The organism is Acinetobacter sp. ACNIH3, from assembly GCF_002918965.1.
In the GTDB taxonomy this organism is placed as follows: domain Bacteria; phylum Pseudomonadota; class Gammaproteobacteria; order Pseudomonadales; family Moraxellaceae; genus Acinetobacter; species Acinetobacter schindleri.
Genome location: NZ_PQLP01000023.1, coordinates 39,555 through 45,662 on the forward strand (window position 1 = coordinate 39,555; position 6,108 = coordinate 45,662).

Genomic DNA, 6,108 nt, shown 5'->3' on the forward strand with positions numbered 1-6,108 from the left:
TGTTTCAATTGGGAAAATAAAAATGAGACATCAACAAGGTGCATCGTATATTGCAATATTGTTTGCAATTATGGGGTTTGCTTTTCTGGCAAAAATCGCAATTGCGGTATGGGAACCGTATTTCGATGATCGTCTGGTAGATAGCCAGATTGAGGAGCTACTAAAAACAGCTCCTGCAAATATCACGCCGGAGAAATTTAATTCGGAACTGTCTAAGCGTTTAGAGATGAATAATATTCGCGATTTTGACATTAAGCAGAATGTTATTCTCGACAATGCGCAAGCGATGGTCGTAAGAAAGAATTATGAAGTTCGCAAGAATTTTCTAATGAATATCGATTTAGTGATGAAGTTTGAGAAAGAGTTTGATCAAAGCACAGTCAAAGCTAAATGATGAACGTCTTGCCAAGCGGATCGGCTATCAGTTTAAACAGGCTGATTTGCTGAAACTGGCATTGACCCATCGTTCAGTCAGTCATAAACACAACTACGAGCGCCTGGAATTTCTGGGCGATTCGCTTTTAGGGATGATCATTGCCAATTATCTCTTCACTGCTTATCCACACGAAAATGAAGGCCGTTTAACGCGTATGCGTGCCACTCTGGTTCGTCAGGAAGCATTAGGAAAAATCGCCAATGATTTAAAGCTGAGCCAGAATTTAATTCTCAGTACCGGTGAATTGAAATCTGGTGGTCATCATCGTGAGTCTATACTAGCAGATACGGTAGAAGCCATTATTGGTGCGATCTATGTCGATTGCGGTGATCTCACCGTGTTAGAGCCGATTGTGTTAAAATGGTACGAACCGTATTTAGACCATATTGAGCCGACCGATCAGCTTAAAGACCCTAAATCTCGCTTACAAGAGTATTTACAAGCACGTAAGAAACCTCTCCCAGTTTACGAGGTTGTAGATATTCAAGGGGATGCCCCAAACCAGCATTTCAAAGTGGAGTGCCGGATTGAAGACTTACCTATCCTGATCGGCGAGGGTTCAAGTCGCCGTTTCGCTGAACAAGCAGTTGCAGCAGAAATTTTAAAACTATTGGAGCATAAGTCTTAATGACTACTCATTCCGATCACATCGATGCTGATCACGAGTCGCAAAGCGACAGCAATGACTTAATTAGTCAATTTTTTAGCGAACAAGGCACTGAAATCCCTTCGGATTACCGCAGTGGTTTTGTTGCGATTGTTGGTCGTCCAAACGTGGGTAAATCAACCTTGATGAACCATATTTTGGGACAGAAACTTTCGATTACTTCACGTAAGCCACAAACCACACGTCACAAGATTGTGGGCATTGATTCACGTGAGAAATCTCAGGCAGTATTTGTGGATACTCCAGGGATGCACAAGAAAGAAGTACGTGCCATCAATAAAATGATGAACCGCGCTGCACACTCTGCACTACGGGATGTAAACCTAGTTTTATTTGTTGTTGATGCAGATAAGTGGACGCCAAACGACGACCTGGTTTTGGAAAAGCTGAAAAATGCGGATATGCCGGTCATTCTAGTGATCAATAAGATTGATACACTAGAAAATAAAAACCATGCATTACCTTTGATTCAAGAACGTGCCAAGCTGATGAACTTTGCTGAAATCGTACCGGTTTCTGCGCTTCGTGGTGCTAACCTTGAGCATCTGCGTACAACGATTGCGAATTATCTGCCGTTCCAGCCACCGTTATATTCACTGGATCAGCTGACTGACCGTTCAGAGCGTTTCCTGGCATCTGAAATTATCCGTGAAAAGATCATGCGTCAGTTGGGCGAAGAGCTGCCATACGACTTAACTGTTCAGATCGAATCCTTTAAAACGGAAGAGCCGACCCTGAATGAGAAAACCGGTCGCATGAAACCGGCATGTACCTATATTGATGCGACGATTTTTGTTGATCGCCCTGGCCAGAAAGCCATTGTGATTGGTGAAAAAGGCTCCAAGCTGAAAAAAATCGGTATGGATGCACGTGTCGATATGGAAAAGATGTTCGAACAGAAAATCATGCTAACGCTTTGGGTGAAAGTCAAAGGCGGCTGGTCTGATGATGAGCGAGCCCTGAAAAGTCTAGGTTATAGCGACATTTAAATTGGATAGGAACGGATCATGATGAAATTTCTGGTAGTCATTGCATGTGTTTTATTTTTGCAGGGCTGTATTCATAAAGTAGTGACCGTTCCTGCCAAAGTTGCCTATAAAACCACAAAGTACGCGGTCAAAGGGACCGCGGCTGTTGTGGGTGCCGCCATTCCCGATGGGGATGACGAAGAAGACGAGAAAAAATCAAAAAAGAATAAAGACTAAAGAAGTAGCCTATGCGTAATGAAGTGCTGCATGGATACTTGATTCATCATCGTAAATATCGCGATCGCAGTCATATTGTGCATTTATTTACCCAGGAATATGGCCGTATTGACGGGATACTGAGACAAAATCCTCCACCACAATATCAACCCATCAGCTTGCTAGCCTCTGGCAAATCTGAACTCAAAAACTTCACCAAATTAGAAATTGTTAATCAGCCGATCTTTTTTTTTGGCGATGCCTTCTTTTCTGGCTTTTATCTAAATGAAATCCTGTTGCGTTTATGTCCGCTTGAAGTGCAAATGCCGCTGACCTTTGCCAAATATGGCGAAACGTTGAATGCCTTGCAAAAACTCTCCGATCAGGAAAATCCCAATACTTATTTAAAACAGGTTCTGCGTCAGTTTGAACATATCTTATTAGAAGAACTGGGCTATGAACTGGATTTTTCGGTTGATGCCAATCAGGCACCAATCAATCCCTTGCAACATTACTATTTTCAGTTGAATGAAGGTTTTATGCCTTCGGCCAAGGCCTTGCGCTCAACCATGTCGGGCCAGCAGATTTTAACAATGCAGCACTATGAAAAGGGTAGGGATTTTAATCCAGAACAGTTACAATTACTGACGAAGCTATATCGACAGGTGATCACTGCTTTGCTTGGTGACCGACCACTGAAAAGTCGACAGTTGTGGATCCAAAATTCTCAATCTCAATCGTAGTTAGGAAAATATTATGGCTGCATTACTTGGTGTCAATATTGACCATGTCGCAACTTTAAGACAAGCACGTGGTACGACGTACCCAGACCCAGTCAATGCTGCATTGATCTGCGAACAGGCGGGTGCAGAGGGCATTACCTTGCATTTACGTGAAGACCGTCGTCATATCCAGGATGATGATGTACGTCGTATGCGTCCGGTATTGACCACGCATATGAATCTGGAAATGGCTGTGACTGATGAAATGGTGGCTTTTGCTAAAGAAATTCAGCCGCATCATGTCTGTTTTGTGCCTGAAAAACGTCAGGAAGTCACTACTGAAGGCGGTCTGGATGTGGTTGGTCATTTTGAAGATGTGAAAAAAGCCACTCAAGAACTGACTGCGATTGGCTGTGATGTGTCACTATTTATTGATGCTGACTTTGCCCAGATTGATGCTGCGGTCGCGTGTGGTGCGCCGACGATTGAGATTCACACAGGCGCCTATGCCGATGCAGAAACTCCAGAAGCGCAACAAGCGGAACTTGAACGCATTGTGAAAGGCGCTGAATATGCTGCTTCTAAAGGTCTGGTGGTGAATGCAGGTCATGGTCTGAATATGGATAATGTCACTCCAATTGCTGCAATTCCTCAAATTCATGAATTAAATATTGGTCACTCGATTATTGCAGATGCAGTTTTTGTTGGTTTAGCGCAAGCGGTTCAACAAATGAAGGCTGCAATTAAAGCTGCGCGTTAAGATTGCAAGAAACATATGTCAAATATTGATTATGATGAACTGATGAAGCCTGTCATTGGCTTCCTGGGTTGTGAAACACCAAAAGCCTGGCTCGATGAGGCATTACAGAATCTGGAGATCCTGATGCAGGATCATGCTAACTGTGAGAAGAAAGCAGCCAGTACAGCAATGAACCTGATGTTCCGCTATAGCTTCTTTGTAGATTTACAGGTGAAACTGGCGCAACTGGTACGTGAAGAAATGCTGCACTATGAACAGGTGCTGGAATTCATGAATAAGCGTGGCCAGCAATGGATTGGTCTCAGTGCAGGGCGTTATGCGGGTGGTTTGCGTAAGGAAATCCGGACCTATGAACCAGAAGCATTAATTGATGTGCTGGTGATTGGTGCTTTTGTAGAAGCACGCTCTTGTGAGCGTTTCTATGCGCTTGCTCCGCTGGTGGATGACGAGTTAGGACGCTATTACCGTTACTTGCTCAAATCTGAATCTCGCCATTTTGAGGACTACTTGGCCTTAGCTTTGGATGTGGCTAAAACTGCAAAATTGAAAAATCCAAAAGAAGATATTCAGGCGCGTATTGAACATATTCGTGAAGTAGAAAAGAATCTGATTCTCAGTCCAGATGAGATGTTCCGCTTCCATAGTGGTGTACCAGTAAAAGCTGCTTAAAGCATCCTTAAAAAAAATCCTCCAAAATGGGGGATTTTTTATATCTATCGAAAGTATAGCTCAGTGTCTTTTAAGTTTAAAAAAATAGCCTAAGCAATTTTAAATGTCTACTATTACTGTGTGGATTTAAAGGCAACTCTACTTAGGGATATATTAAATATTAAATATTAATTGTTAAAAAAATGTACGAGTTAAAAATAAAATCCTTCATATCTGATGGAAGTATGGTTATCAATCACGATCATTCTAATTTCATGGAGGAAAGAGAAGGGGGAGATGAAAAGTTTTTATGTGAATAAAGCTTAAAGCAATAAAAAAAGCCCAAGTCTAAAATGCTTGGGCTTTCTTGAATTTGGCTCTCCCACCTGGGCTCGAACCAGGGACCTGCGGATTAACAGTCCGTCGCTCTACCGACTGAGCTATGGGAGAATCTGAATGCGATTATAGAGGGATTTTGACAGGGGTCAAGCAAAAACTTCTATATTTATTGCAAATATAGTTTGTCTGATTTTAATTTAGACAATCAAATTTAAAATTCAAAAAAAGCTTGTCAGCGCATAAGCGAATTGCTAAATTGAAAATATAAAGTCGTTTGACCAGATGGTCAAACAGTGTGGATTTAAACCTACTTGCCAGCACAAAAATGGCTAAACCGGAGAAAGCGAATGAATACGCTCACTATCCCTCAAATTTTCGCCCAACTATCTTTCTATCAAGAAAACTACCTTGATATTATTCAAGATTTTACCCAATATTTTACTTCTGTTCATGGCGCTGAAATCCGTTTATGGCCCTTAGCTGCAAAACAGTTGTATTTGGGTGACTTGTTACAATTGTGGTTTGCAGAAAAATGGCTGGTTGAGAAGGAACGCCAATTTAGCTTTGAAATATTCCTGAATGCGCCTGAAATACAGCCAAAAGATCTGTTTATTTATGCTATTTCGGGCAATCTCATTACGGGTTCAAATCAGTCTAAAGTTTGGCAGACATCTACTGCACAGACTCAAGAATTAAGTCTGGCGAATGTCTCTAGACATTATTTTGAGTATCAGGCTTTGACTCAACCAAAAGCTGTTCAAGCACCACAGGCGAAGTGGGGTATGCTTTAAGCCTTTCTTAAACTAGAAGTTTTTAACGAAAAATCATACAGGTGGCTGTTGCATGAGCATAAAGCTTACCATCTTCATCGATAATTTTTCCTTCTGAGATTGCAAGATTTTTGCTGGTATTAATGAGTTGACCAATAGCCGTCAATGGTCTGTTTTGGGGAATGGGGCGACACATTTTAATATTGAGATCAATCGTGCCATATCCTGCGCCTGCTTCTAAAACGGTATGAATTGCACAGCCTGTTACGGTGTCCAGTACTGTTGCAGCAAAGCCCCCGTGTACACCGCCTAAAGGATTTAAATGGTGTTGATCTGCCTGCACCTCAAACGTGACCTGACCACTTTCAATTAAAGTAGGTTTCATGGGAATGGTTGTTGCCATATAAGGCATCGGCAGGTTGCCATTACACATTTCTTGCATAATCTGTAAACCTGCTCTGTACACGACAAAAATAGATAACTCATTGAAATAATGTCACAATAATTGTTTTCTAACGACGAATACTATGACACATCTCAATGAGTTATATCTTATCTTAAACAAATATCTAAAATGGAACA

9 protein-coding genes and 1 tRNA gene are annotated in these 6,108 nt (G+C 41.7%); 8 read left to right on the forward strand and 2 right to left on the reverse strand.

The window, feature by feature from the left end; all coding sequences use genetic code 11:
* Positions 1-22: 22 nt before the first annotated feature.
* Genes C3420_RS10440 through C3420_RS10470 form a run of 7 tightly spaced genes read left to right on the forward strand, consistent with a single transcriptional unit; the run spans position 23 to position 4,438 of the window.
* A complete protein-coding gene (locus C3420_RS10440) occupies positions 23-394 on the forward strand; it encodes a DUF4845 domain-containing protein (protein WP_076753837.1) in 372 nt (123 codons plus the stop codon).
* The gene (gene rnc, locus C3420_RS10445; RefSeq protein ID WP_004815197.1) at positions 366-1,064 is read left to right on the forward strand and encodes a ribonuclease III; all 699 of its coding nucleotides are present in this window, start codon (positions 366-368) and stop codon (positions 1,062-1,064) included. The genes C3420_RS10440 and rnc overlap by 29 nt, the downstream gene beginning before the upstream one ends.
* A complete protein-coding gene (gene era / locus C3420_RS10450; RefSeq protein ID WP_004815199.1) occupies positions 1,064-2,092 on the forward strand; it encodes a GTPase Era in 1,029 nt (342 codons plus the stop codon). Before rnc ends, era begins: the two co-directional genes overlap by 1 nt.
* Positions 2,093-2,110: 18 nt before the next feature.
* Positions 2,111-2,308, forward strand: a complete 198-nt coding sequence (locus C3420_RS10455) for an NF038104 family lipoprotein (RefSeq protein WP_004784512.1) — start codon at positions 2,111-2,113, stop codon at positions 2,306-2,308.
* Positions 2,309-2,319: 11 nt separating this feature from the next.
* The gene (gene recO, locus C3420_RS10460; protein ID WP_004784509.1) at positions 2,320-3,030 is read left to right on the forward strand and encodes a DNA repair protein RecO; all 711 of its coding nucleotides are present in this window, start codon (positions 2,320-2,322) and stop codon (positions 3,028-3,030) included.
* A gap of 13 nt (positions 3,031-3,043) precedes the next feature.
* The gene (gene pdxJ / locus C3420_RS10465) at positions 3,044-3,769 is read left to right on the forward strand and encodes a pyridoxine 5'-phosphate synthase (RefSeq protein WP_004784507.1); all 726 of its coding nucleotides are present in this window, start codon (positions 3,044-3,046) and stop codon (positions 3,767-3,769) included.
* Between the two features lie 15 nt (positions 3,770-3,784).
* The gene (locus tag C3420_RS10470) at positions 3,785-4,438 is read left to right on the forward strand and encodes a tRNA-(ms[2]io[6]A)-hydroxylase (RefSeq protein ID WP_103800265.1); all 654 of its coding nucleotides are present in this window, start codon (positions 3,785-3,787) and stop codon (positions 4,436-4,438) included.
* Positions 4,439-4,791: 353 nt separating this feature from the next.
* Here the strand turns inward: C3420_RS10470 and C3420_RS10475 are convergent.
* A tRNA-Asn gene (locus C3420_RS10475) sits at positions 4,792-4,867 on the reverse strand.
* Between the two features lie 236 nt (positions 4,868-5,103).
* On the opposite strand from C3420_RS10475, the gene C3420_RS10480 reads away from it, so the two are divergent.
* Positions 5,104-5,547, forward strand: coding sequence for a hypothetical protein (locus C3420_RS10480; protein WP_076753834.1), 444 nt, complete (start codon positions 5,104-5,106; stop codon positions 5,545-5,547).
* A 22-nt stretch (positions 5,548-5,569) separates the two neighbouring features.
* Here C3420_RS10480 and C3420_RS10485 read toward each other — a convergent pair whose 3' ends face one another.
* Positions 5,570-5,959: a PaaI family thioesterase gene (locus tag C3420_RS10485; protein ID WP_416202840.1), complete on the reverse strand. Its 390-nt coding sequence runs from the start codon at positions 5,957-5,959 to the stop codon at positions 5,570-5,572.
* Between the last annotated feature and the right edge of the window lie 149 nt (positions 5,960-6,108).

Bases quoted from the DNA above. Each gene is read 5' to 3' on its own strand.
- recO (WP_004784509.1), top strand. From the start codon at position 2,320: ATGCGTAATGAAGTGCTGCATGGATACTTGATTCATCATCGTAAATAT.
- pdxJ (WP_004784507.1), top strand. From the start codon at position 3,044: ATGGCTGCATTACTTGGTGTCAATATTGACCATGTCGCAACTTTAAGA.
- era (WP_004815199.1), top strand. From the start codon at position 1,064: ATGACTACTCATTCCGATCACATCGATGCTGATCACGAGTCGCAAAGC.
- C3420_RS10485 (WP_416202840.1), bottom strand. From the start codon at position 5,959: ATGTGTAATGGCAACCTGCCGATGCCTTATATGGCAACAACCATTCCC.
- C3420_RS10480 (WP_076753834.1), top strand. From the start codon at position 5,104: ATGAATACGCTCACTATCCCTCAAATTTTCGCCCAACTATCTTTCTAT.
- C3420_RS10470 (WP_103800265.1), top strand. From the start codon at position 3,785: ATGTCAAATATTGATTATGATGAACTGATGAAGCCTGTCATTGGCTTC.
- C3420_RS10455 (WP_004784512.1), top strand. From the start codon at position 2,111: ATGATGAAATTTCTGGTAGTCATTGCATGTGTTTTATTTTTGCAGGGC.
- C3420_RS10440 (WP_076753837.1), top strand. From the start codon at position 23: ATGAGACATCAACAAGGTGCATCGTATATTGCAATATTGTTTGCAATT.